Genomic DNA, 24,179 nt, shown 5'->3' with positions numbered 1-24,179 from the left:
GCGGCAGGCGATTCTCTCCGAGAGAGTTGGCCGAGTAGAGTGCCGAAGTACAACTTAGGAAATGACCTACGCGAAAAGAAGACCACATCGCTTGGATGGCCAAGAATGTGAGTCATCTCGCGTGAAATCAGGGAGGCGTCCCACCAGCTCATCTGAAATTTCCGCAACGAGCGGTACATTTTCAGACAACCTGATGAGAGCGGTGCCTTACCTCAAGAAGACAGGTAAGACGAACGGGTCAAGCCCAGACGCAGAGCATCGAGGAACTGGGTGCGCTCGGCGGCGGTGATACGCGCACTGGCGCATTTGTCGCGGTAGTGGGTCATCAGCTCTTCCGGCGACAAGTGCACGTAACGCAGCATGTCTTCGATGGTGTCGTGGGTTTCGATACCCGCGTGGTACACGCTGCCGTCGGCGTTCTGGTAGATGTTCACCGAATCGGTGTCACCGAACAGGTTGTGCATGTCGCCGAGGATTTCCTGGTAGGCGCCGACCAGGAAGATACCCAGCAGGTAGTCTTCGCCTTCGTTCAAACCGTGAACCGGCAGACTGGTTTCGATGCTCTGCTCGTCGACGTATTGCTTGATCTTGCCGTCGGAGTCGCAGGTCAAATCTTGCAGTACGGCACGGCGCAGCGGCTCTTCGTCGAGACGGTGCAGCGGCAGGATCGGCAGCACCTGACCGATGGCCCAGGTGTCCGGCAGGCTCTGGAATACCGAGAAGTTGCAGATGTACTTGTCGGCCAGCTTGTCGTTGAGTTCGTCGAGCACCTGACGGTGGGAACGCTGACGGGCCTTCAACGAGTTGTGCAGGCGACGGCACACGGCGAAGTAGCATTGCTCGGCCAGGGCTTTTTCCGCCAGGGTCAGCTTGCCATCGGCGTATTGGGTCGCGATGTCGCTCATGTAGTGCGTGGCGCGCCAGTAGGTTTCGGTGACCATCTCGATGTCGGTCGGCCCCAGCAGGTCAACCAGCCACTGCACGGTTTCCGGCAGCGCTTCCTTGTTCTCGATCTGCGGCACGTCGTCGTTGTGCTTCTCGACGTCGGTCACCTGCACCACCAGTATGGCGTGGTGAGCGGTCAGGGAACGACCGCTCTCGGAGAAGATGTTCGGGTGCGGCAGGCTCTGCGCGTCGCAGAACTCCTTGAGCATCCCGACCACGACACCGGCGTAATCGTCCATGTCGTAGTTGATCGAGCTGGCGTTGCGCGAGTGAGTACCGTCGTAGTCCACGCCCAAACCGCCGCCGACGTCAATGTGGTCAACCGGCAGGCCGAGGTTGCGCAGTTCGCCGTAGTAGCGAATCGCTTCCTTGAAACCGTGTTGGTAGTCCGCCAGGTTGGCGATCTGCGAGCCCATGTGGAAGTGCAGCAGGCGAATGCCCTGATCCAGGCCAGCCGCGCGGAAACGCTCGACCACCGACAGCAGTTGCGCCGCCGACAGACCGAACTTGGATTTCTCGCCACCGGTATCTGCCCACTTGGACGACGCCAGGGACGACAGACGCACGCGCAGGCCAACCTGAGGCTTGACCTTGAGCGAGGCGGCTTCTTCGATCACCAGCGCGACTTCGGACTCTTTCTCGATCACGATGAACACGTTGTGGCCAAGCTTCTGACCCATCAGCGCCAGACGAATGAATTCGCGGTCCTTGTAGCCGTTGCAGACGATGGTGCCGCCCTTCGGCGCCAGGGCCAGCACGGCCAGCAGCTCAGGCTTGGAGCCGGCTTCCAGGCCGATGGACACGTCTTGGGTCGCGATGATGTTCTCGATCACCGCTTCCTGCTGGTTCACCTTGATCGGGTACAGCGCGGTGTACTTGCTCTGGTATTCCAGACGCTCGATGTTGGCATCGAACGCGCCGGTCAGCTGGCGCACGCGGTCTTGCAGAATGTCAGGGAAACGCACCAGCAACGGCAAGGACAGGCCGCTTTGGCGCAGCTGGTCAACTTGCTCGAACAGGTCGATAGGCGAACTGGTCGGACCGTTCGGACGAACTTCGACGCGACCGGCGTCATTGATCGCGAAATACCCGGCCCCCCAATGGCGAATCCCGTAAACACTGCGGCTGTCCGCAACTGTCCATTGGCTGCCATCGTCTTTGCGTGTGCGTCGTACGGACATTGAAGTCCCCTATAAAGAAGTCATAGAGCGTCGCCTGGGTTCAGGCCGGCGCAGTCTAAAGAATGAAAATGACGGTTCGTCAACGAGGGGGTAGACCTCGCTGACCGCAGTGAGTTTAGAAACCGGTCAGAACAGGCTCTGTGAAAACCATGTAGACGACGCCAGACCTGCTGTCAGGACTGGATCAAGCCGAGGGTGGTTTTCACAGAGGCTGCTAGCCGCCGGACTTCTTCGCTTTGAAACCGTGCTTGATCAGTTCGGCCAAGAGTAGCTCGACATGATCGCCCTGGATTTCAATGATTCCGTCTTTCAACGCCCCGCCGGTCCCGCAACGTTTCTTCAACGTGGTGGCCAGGTCCTTGAGCGCGTCTTCAGCCAGCGGCACGCCAGTGATGGTGGTCACCGTCTTGCCGCCACGGCCCTTGCTTTCGCGACGCACGCGAGCGATGCCGTCGCCGGACGGGATCACGGTTTGCTTGCAGATACAGGCATCCACCGGTTTGCTGCAATCCGGGCAATGACGACCTGCGTCGGTGGAAAATACCAGGCCACCAAGGGCGGCGAAGGATGCGGCTTTTTTGGCCACCGGCAATCCTCTTGGGAGGACAAAGACTGGTCGCGGCAACCTGGGCAGGTGCCATCGACCGCGAAGCCCCACTCAGGCAGGGGCAGCGCTACTGAAACGGAATTGCTTGTCGTAGGAGCGAAGCTTGCTCGCGAAGATCGCAAGGACGACGCGTACATCCTGAATGTATGCGTTATCGTTGACGACCTTCGCGAGCAAGCTTCGCTCCTACAAAAGGTCGCGCAGTGTAACGGCAAAAAGCCGACTTGCTAAGAGCCAATCGGCGCCAATTTATGCCTTCTTTGCGACGTTGCTTTGCTGAGCCTTCAGATAACGCTTCAACGCGGCCAAAGAGTCCGGGCAATAAGGCTTCTCCTCGATTTCCAGCATCACCTGATCGATCGGAATAAACCGCGCTTCCAGCACTTCTTCCGGCTGCAGGATCAACGGGCCGTCCCACACCGCCGAAAACGCCGAACACCACAGCCGATTGCCGGTGTCTTCGAAGAAAAAGTGATCATGGGCGGTCAGTTCGACGCCGCTCACGCCCAACTCTTCCTCCAGTTCACGGGCGGCCGATTCGGCGTAGGTTTCGGTCGCAAGCACCATGCCTCCCGCCGCCACGTCCCAAAAACCTGGATAAATAGCTTTGCTCAGCGTGCGTCGATGCACGCAGAGTTCACCGGCGCAATTGAACAGCATGATGTAAGTGCCGCGCCCGATCAGCCCGCGTTCGCGCAGGTCGGAGCGGACCAAGGCGCCGAGCAGGTTGTCCTGCTCGTCAACCCAGGCGATCTGTTCGGCATCCGAGGCCGCGCGATGGGCGGCCTCTCTGGCGCTATCGACCATGACTCAGCCCTGATTGAGCAGTTGGCGCAAATCGATCACTGCGGCGTTGGCCCGGGAGATGTAATTGGCCATGACCAGCGAGTGGTTGGCCAGCACGCCGAAGCCGCTGCCGTTAAGGATCATCGGGCTCCAGACCGGTTCTTGCGAGGCTTCCAGCTCACGAATGATCTGGCGCACGCTGACCGTGGCGTTCTTCTTGGCCAGCACGTCGGCGAAGTCGACTTCGATGGCGCGCAGCAGGTGGGACAAGGCCCAGGCCTGACCGCGGGCTTCGTAGAACACATTGTCGATCTGCATCCACGGGGTTTCGACGATCTCTTCGTCAACCTGCGGCACCTGACCTGGAGCGACGACTTCAGTTTTCAGCGCGGTGTTGAGCTTGACCCGGCCAACACTGGCCGACAGCCGTTGCGACAGCGAACCCAGACGGGTGCCGACATCGCCCAGCCAGTTGTTCAGGTTGTCGGCGCGGGCATAGAACAGCGCGTTTTTCTGCGACGGATCGGACAGCCGCGCCTGATAACGGCTCAGGGAATTCATGCCTTCCTGGTACTCGGACTCACTGGATGGCAGCACCCAGCTTTTGTTGTCGAAGTTGAAACGCGGCTCGGCCTTGGCCAGATCGGAGTCTTCGGCAGATTGCGATTGCGAGCGGGCGAAGTCTTTACGCAAGGCACGCGTCAAGTCACGGACCTGGACCAGCACGCCATATTCCCAGCTCGGCGTGTTGTCCATCCACAGGCCCGGTGGAAAACGGTCGTTGGAAATATAGCCGCCCGGCTTGGTCAGCAAAGTACCGGCGACGGTCTTGAGGGTTTCGACCGTGGTGTAGCCGATGACCATTTGCTTGCCTTCTTTCTCGGCGGCCATCTGGGCATTCTGCTGAACCGGGAACAGCGCAGGTTCCTGGCTCCAGTACCAGCCCAGCGCAATAGCCACCAGCAAGTAAATGGCAATCAGAGTGGCCAGCGCTCGGCTGAACAACAGGCCCCCCAAGTAACTGCGGGTGGCCGATTTCGGTTCAGCGGCACGTTCGGGCGCGCTGCCCGCGCGGTTCTTCCAGTCCAGCATGGCGATATCCTTTCAATCACTTGAGTTCATCGGTTCGACCACAACCCTATCGCATCGTGCCTCGTGTGCCGCGCATTAATCCTGCATAAAACGGCTACCGCACAATGATCGGGATCGAGAGCCACTATAAATGAAGCACAGCGCTGAGCCTATTCGACCAGTCGGTCATAAACTGAATAACGTCGCTTTGCAGTTTATTGACGTGCGACACTCATGCGATCGAAAAAGAGGTGCTAGCATAGAGCCACCAGTCGATCTCAGCATGCACCCTAACTAGTAGTCAGGATATGACCGAGCCAGAAGACCCCAGCCGTGAGCGCCTCAAGCACCACTTTGCCCAGCGGGTAATTCATCAGGCACGTCAGATTCTTGAGATATGGCAGCGCCTGCAATGCAGCGAGTGGTCCACCACCGACTTATCGGAACTGAGCGAAGCCAATCTGCGCCTGCTGCGTTTCGCTGAGCGATTCGAACAACCTGAACACACCCAACTGGCGCGCCACATCGGTCAGTCGCTGGAGGCTGTCGACGCCAATCGCGGACGCCTGAGCAGCGGACTGATCACTGAACTCAATCGTTTGATGCAGCGCCTGTCACGCACCGGCCTGCGCCATGGCGATCAGATGGACCAAACCTTTCTGCCGCCCCTGCGCAAACCGATCTACGTGATGTTGCAGGATTACGACCGCGCCGAGCGTCTGGCCAAGCAGCTAGAATTTTTTGGGCTCAGCGCTCAAGCCCTCGACAGCGTTTCGGCGTTCCGCTCCTCAATGGTCGAGCGCTTGCCTGCAGCGATCGTCATGGACGTGGACTTCAGCGGCCCCGGCATCGGCCTGAAACTGGCCGCCGAAGCACAGGAAGGCCTCGACCACACGCTGCCCTTGTTGTTCTTCAGCCTGCACGAAACGGATACCCCGACTCGCCTCGCCGCCGTGCGCGCCGGCGGCCAGGAATTCCTGACCGGCACCCTCGAAGCGTCGAGCCTGCTGGAGAAGATTGAAGTCCTGACCTGCGTCGCCCAGTACGAACCTTATAAAGTGTTGATCATCGACGACTCCCGCGCCCAGGCCTTGCACACCGAGCGCCTGCTCAACGGCGCCGGGATCGTCACGCGGACTTTGATCGAGCCGATCCAGGCCATGGCCGAGCTCGCGGACTTCCAGCCGGACCTGATCATCCTCGACATGTACATGCCGGCCTGCACGGGCACTGAATTGGCCAAGGTGATCCGTCATAACGACCGTTACGTCAGCGTGCCGATCATTTACCTGTCCGCCGAAGATGATCTGGACAAGCAGCTCGACGCCATGAGCGAGGGCGGCGACGACTTCCTGACCAAACCGATCAAGCCGCGACACCTGATCACGACCGTGCGCAACCGCGCGGCACGGGCACGCCATCTGAAATCGCGGATGGTTCGCGACAGCCTCACCGGGCTGTACAACCATACGCACATCCTGCAATTGCTCGAAGACTGCAGCTTCCGCGCCCGTCGCGAGAGCAAGCCGTTGAGCTTTGCGATGCTCGACATTGACCACTTCAAACGGGTCAACGACAGCCACGGCCACCCCATGGGCGATCGGGTGATCAAGAGCCTGGCGCTGTTTCTCAAGCAACGCTTGCGCAAGACCGATTTCATCGGCCGTTATGGCGGTGAAGAATTCGCCATCGTCATGCCGGACACCGATCTCGAATCGGCTCACAAGGTGCTCGACGAGATCCGTCGACGCTTTGCCGAGATTCACTACCCGGCCCAACCACAGGACCTTTGGTGCACGTTCAGCGCCGGGGTGGTGGAACTGTGCGAAAACTCCGACAGCCTGATGATGGCCAGCCAGGCAGACGAAGCGCTGTACCGCGCGAAGGACGCCGGACGCAACCGCGTTCAGGCCGCGCGGACGTCAAAGCAAAGTGCCACTTTTTCATCGGAATCGACCCATTCAGTCATAACCCCGTAACAGAAACGCAATAACTTCAGGCGCTTACCATTCTGCCGTTGGTAGACCCACAATGCGCCTGAAGCTGCTGACCAATCTCAACACCCTCCTTTTAGTCGCCGTGTGCGTGGCCCTTGGCGCCACACTTTGGTGGTCGCAAAAGGCCCTGGAGCGCCCCTATTTACTGATGGAGCGTTACCTGGGCTTGTCCCAACAATTTCAAAATGAAGTCGCGCGTAACATCGAGGACTATCTCGCCAGCGGCGATGCCCTGCGCCTGAGCAGCGCTAGCCAGGCCATCGACGGCCTGCAAAAGGAACTCGGCGAGTTGCCGCCGGCATTGGCCGACACCCTGCGCCCGAGCCTGTCGAACCTGGAAGAGTTCAGCAAAACCGATCTGCTGGCGGCCGGCAAGCTGGCCGGTGATCCGCAGGCGCTGTTGCTGCAAGCCGAACGCGAACTCGGTGCCAGCCTCGATCAGCTCAGCCAATACGCCAGCGCTAACGCGGCGTATCTGACACCGCTGCTCGCGGCCTCCCAGCACTTGGGCAAACTGTCGCTGGTCCGGGACAAACTGGTCAGCAGCGGCCGCAGCGAACTGGCCGCCGATGTCGAGCGTGAAGTCAGCAACATCCGTACCCAGGCTGAGCTTCTGGACGCCTTGCCGCTGCTGGGCGTGACGAGCAAAAGTGAATCGAACACGGATGATTTCGCGGCGATGATGGGCCTGGAGAACACCGAAAAAGCCGTCGTCGAAGAGGCTGGCGCCGGCCTCAAACGTGGACTGAACAGCCTCCTCAGTCGTTACCCGGCCGAACTGACACGCACACGCGACCAGATCCAGAAACGCACCGACCTCAGCGCCGCCACTCACCTGAAAATCGCCGCCGTGCAGCAGGTCATCGCTGGGCTGGAACCGGTGGTTCGCGCCCAGCACGGACAGATCCAGGGCGAAGTGCGGCTGATGCAAGGGGTGATGATCGGTCTGATCCTGTTGATCGCATTGCTCATCGACACCCTGCAACGACGCTTGGCCCGAACCCTGACCAACCTCGCGCCAGCCCTCTCGACCTGGGCCGAGGGCGACTTCAGCCGGGACATTGAATTGGGCGCAACCAATCGCGAACTGCATGACATTCAAGCTTCGCTCAATCGCTTGCGCGCCTACCTGGTCGACTTGGTAGGGACCATTCGCCTCAACGCCGAACAGGTCGCCGGTAGCAGCCGAACACTGGCCGAGTTGAGCAATGACCTGCACAGCGGCGCCGAACATCAGGCCGGCGACACGGCGCTGATCCGCGATTCTCTCGGTGAACTGGAAGCGACCATTCAACAGGTTGCCGGCGATGCCAGCCGCCATGCCGGGCTGGCGGTGGAGCATGGCCAGAAAGTCATCGGCTTGAGCCTCACCGGCCTGCATGCGCTGGTGGGTGAAGTCCAAGGCAATGCACAGATGATCGAGCACTTGGCCGAGGAGTCGGCGACCATTGGCGGCGTGCTGACGGTGATCCGCTCGATCGCCGACCAGACCAACCTGCTGGCGCTTAACGCCGCCATCGAAGCGGCCCGCGCCGGGGAAATGGGTCGTGGATTTGCGGTGGTGGCCGAAGAAGTTCGCTCACTGGCACAACGCACCGCCGGCGCCACCGCAGAGATCCAGACGTTGATCGCTGGACTGCAAACCGCCGCACGACAATCAGTGGAAGGCATGCGCGCCCAGGTCGAACACGCCGAAGCCACCGCCAATCAGGCCCAGGCCGCCGACGGTGCACTGGATAAAATCGTCGGGGCGATCCAGACCATTTCCGACACCGCCGTGCGCATTGCCGATGTCACGGCTCAACAGAGCGGTGCGGTCAGTGAGATCCGCGATCACAGTGAGCGGATTCACCAGTTGGGTGGGGATAACTTGCTGAGGATTGGTGAAGGGCGCGTGCAAGGGGAGAATTTGTTGGTGTTGGGTGGACGACTGCATACCGCCGTCCAAGCCTTCCGCGTCTGATAGCTCGCGAAGGCACCAGAACAATCACCGCAAAATTCCCCACCCTGCACACCCGACCGCTGTCCGCTATGATGCCCTCACCTTCGATACGCGAGATTGTCATGCGCCGTTTGCTCTGCCTGCTGCTTATAGTGCTCACCCTGCCGGCCACCGCCGCCGGGTTGCTGGAGAGTCAACCCAGTTCGACGTTGGGCTCGATCAACAACAGCGCCGACTTCCTGCCGGTGCGCGAAGCCTTTCATCTGAGCCTGGTCGAAAGCACGCCGCAATCAATCAAGCTGCGTTTCATCGCTACAGAGGGTTACTACCTCTACCGGCATCGTTTTCAGTTTCGCGCAGACCCGGCCGATGCTGGCCTGGGCGCCGCGCAACTGCCCAAGGGCGAACAGAAACACGATGAGTACTTTGGCGATGTCGAGGTCTATCACGGGGTTCTCGATGTAGAGCTGCCGCGCACCGATCAACGAGCGTTCACGCTGGTGGTGACTTATCAGGGCTGCGCCGATAAAGGGCTGTGTTATCCACCCGAAACCGAGCGACTGAGTATCGAAGATGTCGGCGCATCTGCTTCGGGCAACACCTCAACCACGCCCACCCTGTCCAAATGGAGCTGGAGCGAACTGGCGTTGTTTTTCCTCGCTGGCCTTGGCCTGACCTTTACGCCCTGCGTATTACCGATGCTGCCGATCCTTTCCGGCGTGGTGTTGCGCGATCAGGTGGGGGGCTTGCGAGGCTTCAAACTTTCCCTGGCCTACGTGCTGCCGATGGCGGCGTGTTTCGCCGCGCTCGGCGCGCTAATGGGAATGTTCGGCGCCCAACTCAATCTTCAGGCGCGGCTGCAATCGGCCTGGGTGCTGGTGCCGTTCGCAACGTTTTTCGCCATTTTCGCCTTGGCCATGTTCGGTGTTTTCGAACTGAAACTGCCCTACGCCATGAGCAGTCGCCTGGATCGAATTGCCGGTCGCACTCAAGGTGGTTCGCTTTGGGGCGCGGCGGTGCTGGGAGTGGTATCGAGCTTGCTGGTCTCGCCGTGTGTTTCCGCGCCACTGGTAGGCGCCCTGCTCTACATAAGCGCTAGCGGCGATGCCGTAGGTGGTGCGCTGAAACTGTTCATGATCGGCCTTGGCATGGGTCTGCCTCTGGTACTGGTGGCAACTGGCGGTGCGGCATGGCTGCCAAAAAGTGGTCCCTGGCTGATCTTCGTCAAAAACGTCATTGGTGTCTTATTGTTGGGCGTCGCCCTCGGCTTGCTGAGTCGTGTGCTGCCAGGTCCGATAACCTTGTTGCTGGTCGGCCTGTTGTGGGGCGGTGTGGGCCTGTTTCTCGGGGCACTGGAATTTGTTTACAAACCGCCTAGAAAGCGTTTGGCACAACTGCTTGGGCTGTTCTTGCTGTTTTACGCGATGGCCTGTTGGTATGGAGCTTTCAGCGGTCAGAGCAATCTGCTTAACCCCATCGGCCAGCCAGTCACGACGGTGAACCGAGAACAACCCGCAAAGCCAAAGCGCCTGGCAAACCATCAGCACCCCGGCGGAACTGGACCGCGTCCTCGCCGAAGCCAAATCTTCAGGCACCCCACTGCTGCTCGACTGGTACGCCGACTGGTGCATCAGTTGCAAAGTCATCGAACATGAAGTGCTCAACGACGCCAAGGTCGTCGAACGCCTCAAAGGCTATCGACTGATCCGCTTCGACATCACCGCCAGCAACGCCGAGCAACGCGCCCTGCTCGACCGCTACAAACTGTTCGGCCCGCCGGCGCTGATGTTTTTCGGCAAGGACGGGGTCGAACACACCGATGTGCGGGTCATCGGCGAGATCAACGCCCGTGACTTCGCCGAACGTGTCGCGAAAGCAAATGACCGGATTTAATAACCCGGTCATATATTTTGCGCAAACATCGGCCATCGTGCTGGCTATTGCATAGAACTGGACAGTCACAAAGGCTTTGCGGCATAGTCGCCGAGTTCTGACAATTGCACACAGATCACAAGGAACAGCAGATGGCGACGCTACTGGTTCTGCACGGACCCAACCTGAACATGCTCGGCACCCGTGAACCGGGCACCTACGGCGCGACGACACTGGCGCAGATCAACCAGGACCTGGAACGCCGCGCCCGTGAAGCCGGCCACCATTTGCTGCACCTGCAAAGCAACGCCGAGTACGAATTGATCGACCGCATCCACGCTGCCCGCAGCGAAGGTGTGGACTTCATTCTGATCAACCCAGCAGCTTTTACGCACACAAGTGTCGCATTACGTGACGCGCTGCTGGCGGTGAGCATCCCATTCATCGAAGTGCATTTGTCTAACGTGCACAAACGCGAACCTTTCCGCCATCACTCTTACTTCTCCGATGTAGCGGTGGGAGTGATCTGCGGCCTTGGCGCCAGCGGTTATCGATTGGCCCTGGAGGCCGCCCTAGAGCAGCTTGAAAGACAGGCAACAGCTTGAACAACAAGCGTAACGCCCCTGACCGACCCTTGGGAGTTGATGATTCATGGATATCCGTAAAGTTAAGAAACTGATCGAATTGCTGGAAGAGTCTGGCATCGACGAGCTCGAGATCAAGGAAGGCGAAGAGTCCGTACGTATCAGCCGTCACAGCAAGACCCCGGCTCAGCAATACTACGCACCGGCTCCAATGCATGCTCCGGCGCCGGCGCCTGTTGCTGCTGCCCCGGTTGCCGCTACCGCTCCTGCTGCTCCGGCCGCACCTGTTCTGAACGGCACCGTTGCCCGTTCGCCGATGGTCGGCACTTTCTATCGCAAATCTTCGCCAGCCTCGCCATCCTTCGTTGAAGTCGGCCAGACCGTGAAGAAAGGCGACACGCTGTGCATCGTCGAAGCCATGAAGATGATGAACCACATCGAAGCTGAAACCAGCGGTGTGATCGAATCCATCCTCGTCGAAGACGGCCAGCCGGTTGAGTACGACCAACCGCTGTTCACCATCGTTTGAACCGCGGAGAGACTTTGATGACTGCGAAGTTGGAAAAAGTTCTGATCGCCAACCGCGGTGAGATCGCCCTGCGGATTCTGCGTGCCTGCAAAGAGATGGGCATCAAGACTGTCGCCGTTTATTCCACGGCCGACAAAGAACTGATGCACCTGGGTCTGGCAGACGAATCCGTCTGCATCGGTCCGGCCTCGGCTGCAAAGTCTTACCTGCACATTCCGGCGATCATCGCCGCGGCTGAAGTGACCGGCGCTACCGCCATTCACCCAGGCTACGGCTTCCTTGCGGAAAACGCTGATTTCGCTGAACAGGTCGAGAACTCTGGCTTCGCGTTCATTGGCCCGAAAGCCGACACCATTCGCCTGATGGGCGACAAGGTTTCGGCCAAGCACGCCATGATCGCTGCGGGTGTTCCAACCGTTCCGGGTTCCGACGGCCCGCTGCCTGAAGACGAAGAAACCGCTCTGCGCATCGGTCGCGAAGTCGGTTACCCGGTGATCATCAAAGCCGCTGGCGGCGGTGGTGGTCGCGGCATGCGCGTCGTGCATAAAGAAGAAGACCTGATCTCCTTCGCCAAACTGACCCGCACCGAAGCGGGCGCAGCGTTCGGCAACCCGATGGTCTACCTGGAAAAATTCCTGACCAACCCACGCCACGTGGAAGTTCAGGTACTGTCCGATGGCCAGGGCCACGCCATCCATCTGGGTGACCGCGATTGTTCGCTGCAGCGTCGTCACCAGAAGGTTCTCGAAGAGGCGCCGGCACCGGGCATCGACGAGAAAGCACGCGCTGAAGTCCTCGCTCGCTGCGTCAAGGCGTGCATTGACATCAACTACCGTGGCGCAGGCACGTTCGAGTTCCTGTACGAGAACGGCGCGTTCTATTTCATCGAAATGAACACCCGCGTTCAGGTTGAGCACCCGGTTTCGGAAATGGTTACCGGCATCGACATCGTCAAGGAGATGCTCAGCATCGCCGCTGGCAACAAGCTGTCGTACACCCAGGATGACGTGGTTATCCGCGGTCACTCGCTGGAATGCCGGATCAACGCCGAAGACCCTAAATCCTTCATGCCGAGCCCAGGCACGGTCAAGCATTTCCACGCCCCAGGCGGCAACGGCGTTCGCGTCGATTCGCACCTGTACAGTGGCTATGCTGTTCCGCCGAACTACGATTCGTTGATCGGCAAGCTGATCACCTACGGCGCAACCCGTGACGAAGCCCTGGCGCGCATGCGCAATGCGCTGGACGAAATCGTTGTCGACGGGATCAAGACCAACATCCCGTTGCACCGCGATCTGGTCCGCGATGAAGGCTTCTGCAAAGGTGGAGTCAACATCCACTACCTGGAACACAAGCTGGCTGGCGACAAGCATTAAGATGTGATCCTGACCAACAAAGCCGCTTTCGAGCGGCTTTGTTGTTTCTGAAGGTTTCATAATGTGAACGCGAGCACGCTCGCTCCCACAAAAGCTCCGCGCTCGCGTAAACTTGCGCGCTTCGCGCAGCCCGCTAGGCTGCAATCAACATTTTTCAAAGGTGCCCGCCATGCCTTGGCTGCAAGTCCGTCTCGCCATCAGCCCAGAACAAGCCGAAACCTACGAAGATGCTTTCCTTGAAGTGGGCGCCGTCTCGGTGACCTTCATGGACGCCGAAGATCAACCGATTTTCGAGCCAGAACTCAACACCACGCCGCTGTGGTCCCACACGCACCTGCTGGCCCTGTTCGAAGGTGGCACCGAAGCCGCCAGCGTACTGGCCCACCTCGAGTTGCTGACGGGCAGCCCGCTGCCCGAGCATCACAGCGAAATCATCGAAGACCAGGACTGGGAACGCAGCTGGATGGACGGTTTCCAGCCGATGCGTTTCGGTCAGCGCCTGTGGATCGTCCCAAGCTGGCACGCCGCACCCGAGCCTGACGCCGTCAACCTGCTGCTGGATCCGGGCCTGGCGTTCGGCACCGGCACTCACCCGACTACCGCGCTGTGCCTGGAATGGCTCGACGGTCAGGACCTGAAAGACTGCAACGTGCTGGACTTCGGCTGCGGCTCGGGGATTCTGGCCATCGCTGCCCTGCTGCTGGGCGCCAAGCAAGCCGTCGGTACCGATATCGACGTACAAGCCCTGGAAGCCTCCCGCGATAACGCTGGGCGCAACAACATTGCCGAAGCGCTCTTCCCACTGTACCTGCCGGAAGATCTGCCGCAGGTTCAGGCCGACGTGCTGGTGGCCAACATCCTTGCCGGCCCGCTGGTTTCCCTGGCGCCGCAATTGTCCAGCCTGGTCAAGCCGGGTGGCCGCCTGGCGCTGTCGGGCATCCTCGCCGAACAAGGTGAAGACGTCGCCAAAGCCTACGCTCAGGACTTCGATCTGGACCCAATCGCCCATCGCGATGGCTGGGTGCGCATCACTGGCCGTCGGCGCTAGAATGAGCGCCTGCATAAACCGGATCGCCGCATGACCGACAGCTTCGTCACCCAGTGCCCGCATTGCCAAACCAGCTTCCGCGTCAGCCATACTCAGTTGAGCGTGGCCCGCGGAGTGGTTCGTTGCGGCTCGTGTTTGCAGGTGTTCAATGCCGCCAAGCAGCTGCTTGAGCAACGGACCGGCAAGGACGCAATCACGCCAGTTGCCCCGGCCGTCGTCGAACCACCGGAGCCGCGGGCCATCAGCCAAAAGCAATGGACCGCCGCCGAGCTGGATCTGGACAGCCTGGACCTGGACGAAGAGCTCGCCCGCCTCGAACAACGGGAGATCCAGCCGACCACGGAATTCGGTCGCCCCCGCGAAGACAACCTGAGCGCTAGCCGCGATACCGTCGAGCACGAAGAAGCGCCTTGGCCCGACAGCCTGTTCAGCGAATCGGCCGCCGATCGTGCGCAGACCGCTGAAGCCGACTTGCCGGAGCTGGAACTCGAGCCGAGCAAACACTCGCGCACCGAACCTTCGCTGTCCCTGGAACCGGTGGAACTGGACGACGAACATCAGCCGCCCCAACTGCGCCTGCACGATCCGCTCGACGCGCCGATGCATCACGAACGCCTGTCGGCGACCGATGAGATCGACGACGACCTGCCCTCGATCGAGCCCCTGCGCAAAAAGCGTGAGCCGGCTGTCCGCGCTGAAGCCCTGCACGACCTGACCGATGACCCACTGCAACTGGACTGGCAAAAACGCCGCTCACCCTGGGGTCGCCGACTTTTCTGGCTGCTGCTGATCCTGCTCGGCGCGGCGGCGCTCGCCGGTCAGTACATCGCTTACCATTTCGACGAACTGGCGCGCCAGGATCAGTACCGTCCGTGGTTCCAGCAACTGTGCCCCCAGATCGGCTGCACGGTGCCGTCCAAAGTCGACATCGCCAAAATCAAAAGCAGCAACCTGGTGGTCCGCAGCCACCCGGACTTCAACGGTGCACTGGTGGTCGACGCGATCATCTACAACCGCGCGCCCTTCTCCCAGCCTTTCCCGCTGCTGGAGTTGCGTTTTGCCGACCTCAACGGTCACCTGATCGCCAGCCGTCGCTTCAAACCCGGCGAGTACCTCAATGGCGATCTAGAAGGAATGGTGGAAATGCCTCCGCAAACACCGATCCACATCGCACTGGATATCCTCGACCCAGGCTCCAAAGCGGTGAATTACAGCCTGAGTTTTCATTCGCCCGAGTGAAACGGTTCAGTATTACGGCTTTGACGGCATATTTCTGACTTTGACCGTTCGTACCAAACCGCTGGCGATAACAAAATCACTGTTCAGATTTTGTTCAATTCAGCCTTTATCCAGTCATCGAGAGCGGGTATCATGCCAACCCTTTTTCGAACTCTCATGATCCGGCCCCACAACAGGGAAGTCCTATGTCGGCGGTACGCATCGGTCCATATACATTGCACAACGGCTTGATTCTCGCCCCGATGGCGGGGGTCACCGACCAGCCCTTTCGTCAGCTGTGCAAACGACTGGGTGCAGGGCTTGTAGTCTCGGAAATGGTCACCAGCGACATGAGCTTGTGGAACACCCGCAAATCGCGGATGCGCATGATCCACGAAGGTGATCCCGAGCCCCGCTCGGTACAGATCGCCGGTGGTGATGCACAGATGCTGGCGGATGCAGCCCGGGCCAACGTCGAACTGGGTGCACAGATTATTGATATCAACATGGGCTGTCCGGCAAAAAAGGTCTGCAACAAGGCCGCCGGGTCCGCGCTGTTGAAAGATGAAGCATTAGTGACCGAGATCCTGCGGGCCGTCGTGGCTGCGGTTGATGTGCCGGTCACCCTGAAGATCCGCACCGGCTGGGACCGGGACAACAAGAACGGCCTGACGGTGGCGAAGATTGCCGAGCAGGCAGGCATCTCGGCGTTGGCGGTTCATGGCCGCACCCGTGCCGATCTGTACACCGGCGAAGCCGAGTACGACACCATTGCAGCGATCAAGCAGGCCGTGTCGATGCCGGTCTTTGCCAATGGCGATATCGATTCACCCGAGAAGGCCCGGTACGTGCTCGACGCGACCGGTGCCGATGGCCTGTTGGTCGGCCGGGCTGCCCAAGGGCGGCCATGGATTTTTCGTGAGATCGATCATTTTCTGCGTACCGGCGAGAAACTCCCGGCGCTGGATCTGATCGAGGTGGAACGCATTCTGCTAGAGCATCTGGCTGCGCTGCACGTCTTCTATGGGGATGTCATGGGCGTACGCATTGCTCGAAAGCATGTGGGCTGGTATCTCGCAACCTTGCCGGGCGCCAGGGAGTTCCGCGCCCACTTCAATCGTTTGGAAGATACGGAAGCACAATGCGCCAACGTTCAGGGCTACTTCGCCGAACGTAACAAGAGCCTGACAGGGGACGGAGACGAGGTGGCCGCATGACGATGATGACCGAGACTTTAGTGAGTGGAACAACACCCGTGAGCGACAACGTGAATTTGAAACAGCACCTCAATACGCCGAGCGAAGAAGGTCAGACCCTTCGCGGGAGTGTCGAGAAGGCGCTGCACAATTATTTCGCCCACCTTGAGGGCGCTGCCGTCACGGATGTGTACAACCTGGTGCTCTCCGAAGTCGAGGCTCCCCTGCTCGAGTGCGTGATGAACTACGTCAAGGGCAACCAGACCAAGGCCAGCGAGCTGCTCGGACTGAACCGAGGCACCCTGCGCAAGAAACTCAAGCAGTACGATTTGCTGTAAGCATTCAATCAAACCAGAAAGGCGCCCGCGTAAAAACGGTCGCCTTTTTTGCTGACTCCTTTGCTTTTTGATGGAAATTGAAATGACCGACCAGACTACCCGCCTGCCGATCCGCCGCGCCTTGATCAGCGTTTCCGACAAGACCGGGATCCTCGAGTTCGCCAAAGAGCTTGAAGCCCTGGGCGTCGAGATCCTCTCCACCGGCGGAACGTTCAAGCTGCTGCGCGACAACGGCGTTGCCGCAGTGGAAGTCGCGGATTACACCGGTTTTGCGGAAATGATGGACGGTCGGGTGAAAACCCTGCACCCGAAAATCCACGGCGGGATCCTCGGTCGTCGCGGTATCGACGACGCCATCATGAACGAGCACGGCATCAAGCCGATCGACCTGGTCGCGGTCAACCTGTACCCGTTCGAAGCCACCATCAACAAGCCGGGCTGCAACCTGCCGACCGCGATCGAAAATATCGACATCGGCGGCCCGACCATGGTCCGTTCGGCTGCAAAAAACCACAAAGACGTGGCCATCGTGGTGAATGCCGGCGACTACGCCAGCGTGCTCGAAGGCCTCAAAGCCGGCGGCCTGACCTACGCTCAGCGTTTCGACCTGATGCTCAAGGCCTTCGAACACACTGCCGCCTATGACGGCATGATTGCCAACTACATGGGCACCGTGAACCAGGCGGCTGACACCCTCAGCACCGAAGGTCGCAGCGAATTCCCGCGCACTTTCAACAGCCAGTTCGTCAAGGCGCAGGAGATGCGCTACGGCGAGAACCCGCATCAGAGCGCGGCGTTCTACGTTGAAACCAAGCCTGCGGAAGTGGGTATCGCCACCGCGACCCAACTGCAAGGCAAAGAGCTGTCGTACAACAACGTGGCCGACACCGACGCCGCGCTGGAATGCGTGAAGAGCTTCGTCAAACCAGCCTGTGTGATCGTCAAGCACGCCAACCCGTGCGGCGTTGCCGTCAGCCTGGACGCCGAAGGCGGTATCCGTCAGGCGTACGAGCTGGCCTACGCCACCGACACTGAATCCGCCTTCGGCGGCATCATCGCCTTCAACCGCGAACTGGATGCTGAAACGGCCAAGGCCATCGTCGAGCGTCAGTTCGTCGAAGTGATCATTGCCCCAAGCGTCAGCGAAGAAGCCCGCGCCATCGTGGCTGCAAAAGCCAACGTACGCCTGCTGGCCTGCGGCGAGTGGTCGGCTGAACGCGCCGCTGCCTGGGACTACAAACGCGTCAACGGTGGCCTGCTGGTGCAGAGCCGCGACATCGGCATGATCGGCGCCGACGACCTGAAAGTCGTGACCAAACGCGCCCCGACCGAGCAGGAGATCCACGACCTCATCTTCGCCTGGAAAGTCGCCAAGTACGTTAAGTCCAATGCCATTGTCTACGCCAAGAATCGCCAGACCATTGGTGTCGGCGCTGGTCAGATGAGCCGCGTGAACTCCGCGCGTATTGCGGCGATCAAAGCTGAGCACGCTGGCTTGCAGGTGCAAGGTGCAGTCATGGCATCGGATGCATTCTTCCCGTTCCGCGACGGTATCGACAACGCGGCCAAGGTGGGTATCACTGCGGTGATCCAGCCAGGCGGCTCGATGCGTGATAACGAAGTGATTGCTGCTGCCGACGAAGCCGGCATCGCCATGGTATTCACCGGCATGCGCCACTTCCGTCACTGATTTTGCTCTTGTAGGAGCGAGGCTCGCCCGCGAAGGCCTCACCTCGGTCTGGCTGACGCACCGAGGCGTTCCCTTCGCGGGCAAGCCTCGCTCCTACCGGTTTGGTGCAGTGGCGGATGCCGCGTACCGTTAGCCAGGCAGCTCAGGCTGCCCCCACAGAATTAGCGTCATCCGAGGTTTTTGAAATGAATGTTTTGATCATTGGCAGCGGTGGCCGTGAACACGCCCTGGCCTGGAAAGTGGCTCAGGATCCGCGCGTGCAGAAAGTGTTCGTGGCTCCGGGTAACGCCGGCACCGCCATTGAAGCCAAGTGCGAGAACGTTGCTATCGACGTGCTGGCCCTTGAACAGCTGGCCGACTTTGCCGAGAAAAACGTTTCCCTGACCATCGTCGGCCCGGAAGTGCCGCTGGTCGCCGGCGTCGTCGATCTGTTCCGCTCCCGTGGCCTGGACTGCTTTGGTCCGACCGCTGGTGCTGCCCAGCTGGAAGGTTCGAAAGCCTTCACCAAGGATTTCCTGGCGCGTCACAAGATCCCGACGGCCGACTACCAGAACTTCACCGAGATCGAGCCAGCCCTGGCTTATCTGCGTGAAAAAGGCGCGCCGATCGTGATCAAGGCCGATGGCCTGGCTGCCGGTAAAGGCGTGATCGTTGCCATGACGTTGACCGAAGCCGAAGACGCCGTGCGCGATATGCTGGCTGGCAACGCCTTCGGCGACGCGGGTTCGCGCGTGGTGATCGAAGAGTTCCTGGACGGCGAAGAGGCCAGCTTCATTGTCATGGTCGACGGCAAGAACGTATTGCCGATGGCCACCAGCCAGGACCACAAACGCGTCGGCGACGGCGATACCGGACCGAACACTGGCGGCATGGGTGCTTACTCTCCTGCCCCGGTCGTGACCGCTGAAGTTCACAAGCGTGTCATGGACCTGGTGATCTGGCCGACCGTGCGTGGCATGGCCGAAGAAGGCAACGTTTACACTGGCTTCCTGTACGCCGGTTTGATGATCGACAAAGCTGGTAACCCAAAAGTCATCGAATTCAACTGCCGTTTCGGCGACCCTGAGACTCAACCGGTGATGCTGCGTTTGCAGTCGAGCCTGGTGTTGCTGGTCGAAGCAGCCCTGGCACAAGCCCTGGACAAGGTCGAAGCACAATGGGATCCGCGTCCGAGCGTCGGCATCGTGCTGGCCGCAGGCGGCTATCCTGGTGACTACGCTAAAGGCATTGCCATCAACGGCCTTGATGCAGCCGCAGCACTGGAAGGCAAAGTCTTCCACGCCGGCACTGCGCTCAAGGACGGTCAAGTGGTGACGGCCGGTGGTCGGGTACTCTGCGCCACTGCAATGGGTGCCAGCGTCGATGCCGCTCAGCAGCAAGCTTACAAGCTGGCGGCAAGGATTGACTGGGAAGGCTGCTTCTATCGCAACGACATTGGCTACCGCGCCATTGCCCGCGAGCGTGGCGAAAATCAGGAATAAGGGCACCATTCGGCCAGGCAAGGGCTTCGGGCACTTGCCGGGCTATTCCGGCGCCGCGCATAGTTATAATTCTGGCATCAACCTACGAAGGGATTTCGCCGTGCGCTGGCTCAGGATTGCCATAGGTCTCACCGTCACTCTGCTGACCTTGCTCTGCATGCTCCCGGCCCAAGCCGTGCAAGGCAGTGGCTGGGCGGTATTGCTCGACGAACAGGGCGACCTGCAGCTAAGCGACATCCGCTCCACTCGCTACACCAATCAATTCAGCCCCATTGAACTCGACCGCCTCACCGCCGCCGAGCCCGATGGCGCTTTATGGCTGCGTTTCAGACTCGCGCCTGGCAAGCACGAACAGTTGCTGCGGGTGTTCGCTCCCGACCTGTCGCACCTCAATCTCTATGTGCTGGACGGCGACACGCTGATCGAGCAATTGAACACCGGTACCGGACAGCCCCAAGCCGAAAGGCCATTGCCCAGCAGCGACTTCATGTTGCCGCTGCCGCAAAGCGAAAAAAACCTCGACGTTTACCTGCGACTGGTCTCCGACCATCAGTTGAGGCCTTACATCACCCTGCAGTCGGCGGTCATGACCGCAGCCAATCAGAATCAGACGCTGATCTACGGTCTGTTGCTCGGCTGTATCGCGATGCTGATCCTGCACAACGTCATTCGTTATGCCTACACCCGCTCGCGCAGCAGTCTCTGGCTAGCTGGCTGCGAAGGGCTGTTGATGCTCAGCCTGGTCCTGCTGCTGAATGTAGCCGGACCCTGGTTGCCGGACTGGCATGCGGTCCAGACGCCGGGGGCTTACCTCGCGCTGCTGCTGACAGCGCCCTGCGGTCTGATGTTTGCCTATCGCTTCTTCGCCCCGCTCGGCCCGCATCCGCTGAACAAGTTGCTGCTGGGCGACATCCTGTTCATCAGTGTCTGCGGCTTGCTGCTGTTGTTCGTCAATACGCTGCCGCTCAACATCATCACGTACGCGCTGGTCGCCCTCGCGGGTCTGACCATGTTGTTCGTCAGCGCCTATCACTGGCAAAAAGGCTATCGCCCGGCACGTCTTTTCGTGGCGGCAATGGTGGTGTTCAACGCCGGTACGCTGATTATCCTGCCCGCCCTGCTGGGACTGACCCTGGTGGAGCCTCAAGGTCTGATCATCACTTTGCTGGTGTTCATCTGCATCAGTGGCCTGTTGATGAGCATTGCCTTGAGTGAACGTCAGCGCAGCATCACCGAAGACCGTTTCAGCGTCAGCCGCGACCTGGCCGCCAGCAACGCCGAGATCAAAGCCAAGGCCGAATTCCTGGCAAAAATCAGCCACGAAATCCGCACCCCGATGAACGGCGTGCTGGGCATGACCGAGCTGCTGCTGGGCACGCCGCTCTCGGTAAAGCAGCGCGACTATGTGCAGACCATCCACAGTGCCGGCAACGAACTGCTGACGCTGATCAACGAGATCCTCGACATTTCCAAGCTCGAATCCGGGCAGATCGAACTGGACGATGTTCAGTTCGATCTCAACGCGTTGATCGAAGACTGCCTGAGTATCTTCCGCGCCAAAGCCGAACAGCAGAACGTCGAGTTGATCAGCTTTATCCAGCCGCAAGTGCCGCGCGTCATCAGCGGTGACCCGACGCGTCTGCGCCAGACCCTGCTGAGTCTGCTGGAGAACGCCCTGAAGAAAACCGATGAGGGCGAGATCCTCATCGTCGTCGCGCTCGATGAGCGCAGTGCCAAACCGCGCTTGCGCATTGCCGTGCAGGACAGCGGCGAGCCGATGGACGCCGAAGAGCGCGACGCATTGATGCACGCCGAACTGCACAGCAAGCACTTCCTCTCGGCCACCCGCTTGGGAGGCAATCTGGGGCTGGTGATCGCCCGCCAGCTGATTCGCTTGATGCAAGGGGAGTTCGGCGTCAAGAGTGGCGCCAACCAGGGCAGCACCTTGTGGCTGACCCTGCCGCTGGACCCTGACCGCCTCGAGCACCCGACGTCCGACCTTGATGGCCCACTGCAGGGTGCACGGGTGTTGGTGGTGGACGACAACGACACCTGCCGCAAGGTGCTGGTGCAGCAGTGCAGCGCGTGGGGCCTGAATGTGAGTGCCGTACCGTCCGGCAAGGAAGCGCTGGCGCTGCTGCGCACCAAGGCCCACTTGCGTGATTACTTCGACGTAGTTCTGCTGGACCAGAACATGCCCGGCATGACCGGCATGCAACTGGCCGCCAAGATCAAGGAAGACCCGAGCCTGAACCACGACATCCTGCTGATCATGCTCACCGGCATCAGCAACGCACCCAGCAAGATCATCGCGCGCAACTCCGGGATCAAACGCATCCTCGCCAAACCAGTGGCCGGCTACACCCTCAAGACGACGTTGGCCGATGAGCTGAACCAGCGAAACAAGGGCCTTTCTATCTCGCAGCACCTGCCCGTCGGACCGACTTTACCGGTGAAGGTGCCAAGCGATTTCCGCATCCTGGTGGCCGAAGACAACAGCATTTCGACCAAGGTAATTCGCGGCATGCTGGGCAAGCTCAACCTGCAACCGGACACTGCCAGCAATGGCGAAGAAGCCTTGCAGGCGATGAAAGCCCAGCGCTATGACCTGGTCCTGATGGACTGCGAAATGCCGATCCTCGACGGTTTCTCCGCGACTCAGCAATTGCGTGCCTGGGAAGTCGGCAACCAGCGCACTCGCACCCCCGTGGTGGCGTTGACTGCGCACATCCTCGCCGAGCATAAAGAGCGCGCGCGTCAGGCCGGCATGGACGGGCACATGGCCAAACCGGTCGAGCTGTCGCAACTGCGCGACCTGATCGAGCATTGGGTGGCCCAGCGCGATCAGCAGATCCGGGCAGCGACTCAAACGTCCTGAGCCGACAGACCCCGCAGCGCCTGATAGACTCCCCTCGACTTCCCTCGCCAGTGAGCTTGCACCATGCTCCACGTGTTGTTCAGCGTTTACCTGAAGATGCTGGTGCTTTATAGCCCGTTCTTCGTGTTGTCCTGCTTCATCAGTCTGACCCGCGGTTATTCGCGCAAGGAACAACGTCGGCTGGCCTGGAAAGTGGCGACAGCCACGCTGGTCTCCAGCGTCTTGCTGTACCTGTTCGGGCGGGTGATTTTCAGTGTTTTCGGCATCACCGTAGACGCATTCCGCATCGGTGCCGGCAGTGTGTTGTTCATCTCGGCGCTGGGCATGGCCCAAGGCAAGTCGGCGGTGCAGACAGACAATGTGCAGCAGGACGTGACCATCGTCCCGCTGACCATTCCCCTGACGGTCGGCCCCGGCACCATCGGTGCGCTACTGGTGATGGGCGTGAGTCAGCCTCATTGGGACGACAAACTCACGGCCATTCTCAGTATTGCCCTAGCCAGTTTCACCGTCGGCGTGGTCCTTTATCTGTCCAACCGCATCGAGCGCATTCTCGGTGACCAAGGCTTGCAGATCGTCAGCCGGTTGATGGGGCTGTTCGTGTGTGCGTTGGCGGCGCAGATTATTTTCACCGGAGTGAAGGGGTATCTGGTGCCCTAAGCCACACCCACTCGCCTCTTCCAAACGATCGACGACCCAGTATCCCGTATATGAAACATCTTCGGGATACTGGGTAGAAAAGGGAGACGCCCTCGAATGAGGTCGTCATCCTTACGGCTGATCGAGACGGCCGGAGTGGGATTGCCGTTGCGAACCTAGCCACTGCACAACGTTCTCTGCATTCTCCTCATAGCTCTTGATGTTAAATCGAGCTATAACAAAACCAGTTTTCACGCCCCCCTGCACTTGGGCTGGATCGAAAACATGATCAATGAGGTTCGCCCCCACGTCCTCAACGGTCTCGAAAAGCACCGTAGTAACTTTAAGAAGTCCCTCTTTGTCAACGATGCCTAATTGCATCTTGATATGAGTTTGCCCTTTCATCACCGTATGATCACGGAATATCCTGGCAAGTGGTGTACTTTCTGGCAACGCAGCAAGTAGCTTGGAAGCGATATCCAGACAATTTTTCTGCGCACGTGAAAGGTGATCCCCAAAAACGCCGAGCAGAATATTTGTAAGCGTGAATCGCTCGCCGTCAGCAGCTAACGACATTTCCTGTTGTTCGTACAAACTCCAGCCACAAGACTCCAAAGACTCCTTGAAAACTTCGTGCCATTCCACAGTCACCGAGTTTTCGAAAAAATCCTCGTCTGCGCAAAGCTGGGAAAAAAGAGTCGAATCCTGCACGCTCTGCCGTAAAGACTCTGACAATGATCGGGACAGTAATAAAATACTGCATGCACTTATATAAACTGAATATTCCATTATTCAACTCTC

General features: G+C 59.7%; 18 protein-coding genes and 1 pseudogene. 14 read left to right on the top strand and 5 right to left on the bottom strand.

Annotated features, from left to right (window positions below; genetic code table 11):
- Window positions 1-212 precede the first annotated feature (212 nt).
- The 4 genes from speA to QK293_RS08755 all read right to left on the bottom strand — a co-directional run bounded on the left by speA (window position 213) and on the right by QK293_RS08755 (window position 4,611).
- A complete protein-coding gene (gene speA, locus QK293_RS08770) occupies window positions 213-2,126 on the bottom strand; it encodes an arginine decarboxylase (RefSeq protein WP_282376795.1) in 1,914 nt (637 codons plus the stop codon).
- A 214-nt stretch (window positions 2,127-2,340) separates the two neighbouring features.
- Window positions 2,341-2,712, bottom strand: a complete 372-nt coding sequence (locus tag QK293_RS08765) for a translation initiation factor Sui1 (protein WP_282376793.1) — start codon at window positions 2,710-2,712, stop codon at window positions 2,341-2,343.
- A 270-nt stretch (window positions 2,713-2,982) separates the two neighbouring features.
- A complete protein-coding gene (locus tag QK293_RS08760; protein WP_282376792.1) occupies window positions 2,983-3,540 on the bottom strand; it encodes an NUDIX hydrolase in 558 nt (185 codons plus the stop codon).
- A gap of 3 nt (window positions 3,541-3,543) precedes the next feature.
- The gene (locus tag QK293_RS08755) at window positions 3,544-4,611 is read right to left on the bottom strand and encodes a DUF2333 family protein (RefSeq protein ID WP_282376790.1); all 1,068 of its coding nucleotides are present in this window, start codon (window positions 4,609-4,611) and stop codon (window positions 3,544-3,546) included.
- 287 nt (window positions 4,612-4,898) lie between these two features.
- Between QK293_RS08755 and gcbA the strand changes: the two genes are divergently transcribed.
- The 14 genes and pseudogenes from gcbA (at window position 4,899) to QK293_RS08685 (ending at window position 23,399) form a co-directional block, all read left to right on the top strand.
- Entirely contained in the window at window positions 4,899-6,569 is a 1,671-nt protein-coding gene (gene gcbA, locus QK293_RS08750; RefSeq protein WP_282376787.1) for a diguanylate cyclase GcbA, read from the top strand.
- Window positions 6,570-6,621: 52 nt separating this feature from the next.
- Window positions 6,622-8,550 carry a methyl-accepting chemotaxis protein gene (locus QK293_RS08745; RefSeq protein ID WP_282376785.1) on the top strand — a complete coding sequence of 643 codons (1,929 nt, stop codon included), beginning with the start codon at window positions 6,622-6,624 and terminating at the stop codon, window positions 8,548-8,550.
- 101 nt (window positions 8,551-8,651) lie between these two features.
- Window positions 8,652-10,422: pseudogene (locus QK293_RS08740) on the top strand (protein-disulfide reductase DsbD).
- 131 nt (window positions 10,423-10,553) lie between these two features.
- Entirely contained in the window at window positions 10,554-11,006 is a 453-nt protein-coding gene (gene aroQ / locus QK293_RS08735) for a type II 3-dehydroquinate dehydratase (protein ID WP_017336343.1), read from the top strand.
- Window positions 11,007-11,052: 46 nt separating this feature from the next.
- The gene (gene accB / locus QK293_RS08730) at window positions 11,053-11,514 is read left to right on the top strand and encodes an acetyl-CoA carboxylase biotin carboxyl carrier protein (RefSeq protein ID WP_282376783.1); all 462 of its coding nucleotides are present in this window, start codon (window positions 11,053-11,055) and stop codon (window positions 11,512-11,514) included.
- A 17-nt stretch (window positions 11,515-11,531) separates the two neighbouring features.
- On the top strand, window positions 11,532-12,890 hold the full coding sequence (gene accC, locus QK293_RS08725; RefSeq protein ID WP_282376781.1) for an acetyl-CoA carboxylase biotin carboxylase subunit: 1,359 nt from the start codon (window positions 11,532-11,534) through the stop codon (window positions 12,888-12,890).
- 169 nt (window positions 12,891-13,059) lie between these two features.
- A complete protein-coding gene (gene prmA / locus QK293_RS08720; RefSeq protein ID WP_282376779.1) occupies window positions 13,060-13,938 on the top strand; it encodes a 50S ribosomal protein L11 methyltransferase in 879 nt (292 codons plus the stop codon).
- A gap of 30 nt (window positions 13,939-13,968) precedes the next feature.
- Window positions 13,969-15,177, top strand: coding sequence for a DUF3426 domain-containing protein (locus QK293_RS08715; RefSeq protein ID WP_282376778.1), 1,209 nt, complete (start codon window positions 13,969-13,971; stop codon window positions 15,175-15,177).
- 185 nt (window positions 15,178-15,362) lie between these two features.
- Complete coding sequence (dusB, locus tag QK293_RS08710; RefSeq protein WP_282376777.1) at window positions 15,363-16,373, top strand: tRNA dihydrouridine synthase DusB; 1,011 nt, start codon at window positions 15,363-15,365, stop codon at window positions 16,371-16,373.
- Window positions 16,370-16,690 carry a DNA-binding transcriptional regulator Fis gene (gene fis / locus QK293_RS08705; RefSeq protein WP_007907419.1) on the top strand — a complete coding sequence of 107 codons (321 nt, stop codon included), beginning with the start codon at window positions 16,370-16,372 and terminating at the stop codon, window positions 16,688-16,690. The genes dusB and fis overlap by 4 nt, the downstream gene beginning before the upstream one ends.
- 82 nt (window positions 16,691-16,772) lie before the next feature.
- The gene (gene purH, locus QK293_RS08700) at window positions 16,773-18,380 is read left to right on the top strand and encodes a bifunctional phosphoribosylaminoimidazolecarboxamide formyltransferase/IMP cyclohydrolase (RefSeq protein WP_282376775.1); all 1,608 of its coding nucleotides are present in this window, start codon (window positions 16,773-16,775) and stop codon (window positions 18,378-18,380) included.
- Between the two features lie 185 nt (window positions 18,381-18,565).
- On the top strand, window positions 18,566-19,861 hold the full coding sequence (gene purD, locus QK293_RS08695; RefSeq protein WP_282376774.1) for a phosphoribosylamine--glycine ligase: 1,296 nt from the start codon (window positions 18,566-18,568) through the stop codon (window positions 19,859-19,861).
- Between the two features lie 100 nt (window positions 19,862-19,961).
- A complete protein-coding gene (locus tag QK293_RS08690; RefSeq protein ID WP_282376773.1) occupies window positions 19,962-22,739 on the top strand; it encodes a hybrid sensor histidine kinase/response regulator in 2,778 nt (925 codons plus the stop codon).
- 63 nt (window positions 22,740-22,802) lie between these two features.
- Entirely contained in the window at window positions 22,803-23,399 is a 597-nt protein-coding gene (locus QK293_RS08685) for a MarC family protein (RefSeq protein ID WP_007937197.1), read from the top strand.
- A gap of 111 nt (window positions 23,400-23,510) precedes the next feature.
- Here QK293_RS08685 and QK293_RS08680 read toward each other — a convergent pair whose 3' ends face one another.
- Window positions 23,511-24,167: a hypothetical protein gene (locus QK293_RS08680; protein WP_282376771.1), complete on the bottom strand. Its 657-nt coding sequence runs from the start codon at window positions 24,165-24,167 to the stop codon at window positions 23,511-23,513.
- Window positions 24,168-24,179: the final 12 nt, after the last annotated feature.

The sequence above is a fragment of the Pseudomonas sp. AL03 genome, from assembly GCF_029960815.1.
Lineage (GTDB): Bacteria > Pseudomonadota > Gammaproteobacteria > Pseudomonadales > Pseudomonadaceae > Aquipseudomonas.
The sequence above is the reverse complement of the archived record's forward strand: the minus strand, read 5'-3'. Positions and strand labels throughout refer to the sequence as shown.